This window comes from Streptomyces cahuitamycinicus, from assembly GCF_002891435.1.
Taxonomy (GTDB): domain Bacteria; phylum Actinomycetota; class Actinomycetes; order Streptomycetales; family Streptomycetaceae; genus Streptomyces; species Streptomyces cahuitamycinicus.
The window spans coordinates 1-792 of record NZ_POUC01000911.1 but is presented as its reverse complement, the minus strand read 5'-3'; the positions used below and the strand labels follow the sequence as shown (position 1 = coordinate 792).

Genomic DNA, 792 nt, shown 5'->3' with positions numbered 1-792 from the left:
TCAGGGGCTGGCTGGGGCGGGCGGCGTGCCCGAAGTGTGCGGAGCCGGGATACGGGCCGCGTACGACGCCCCTGGTGATCGCCACCGCCCTGGTCTGCGCCGTCCTCGCCGCCGCGACCGGCACCCGCCCCGAGCTCGGGGTCTGGCTGCTGCTCGCTCCGGCCGGTGTCCTGCTCACGGTCGTCGACTTCCGCGTGCGGCGCCTGCCCGACCCGCTCACCCTCCCGTTCGCCGGTGCGGCCCTGGCCCTGCTGGGCCTCACCGCCCTGGTCCCCGAACACGCGGGCCACTGGACGACCGCCCTGCTGGGCTCCCTCGCCCTGGGCGGCGGCTACTTCGTCCTGTTCATCGTCAACCCCGCGGGCATGGGCTTCGGCGACGTCAAACTCGCCCTCGGCGCCGGCGCCGCCCTCGGCTGGTACGGCTGGCCGACGGTCATGCTCGGCACCTTCGCCGGATTCCTCCTGGGTGCTCTGTACGGCGCGGCCCTCGTCGTCACCCGCCGGGCCGACCGCAAGACGGCCATCCCGTTCGGCCCGTTCCTGATCACGGGGGCGTTGCTGGGCCTTCTCGTGGGCGCGTACACGGCCTGACACGAGGGCGCGTACACCGCCTGGCACGAGGGCACGGGTACGGCACCAGGGCATGGGCACGGCCTGACACGAGGGCACGGGTACGGCCCACGAGGGCATGGGCACGCGCCGAACTCCTGTGAGCCGGGCAACCGGCACTGTCATGATTCTGATCATGACAAATGCATCCCAGTACCCCACCGGCCCGACCCCGCACTCC

General features: G+C 73.0%; 1 protein-coding gene. It reads left to right on the top strand.

Annotation, left to right across the window (positions count from 1 at the left end):
- Positions 1-593: prepilin peptidase (locus C1J00_RS43835; RefSeq protein WP_102914270.1), on the top strand; the 593-nt coding region annotated here is incomplete at its 5' end.
- Positions 594-792: the final 199 nt, after the last annotated feature.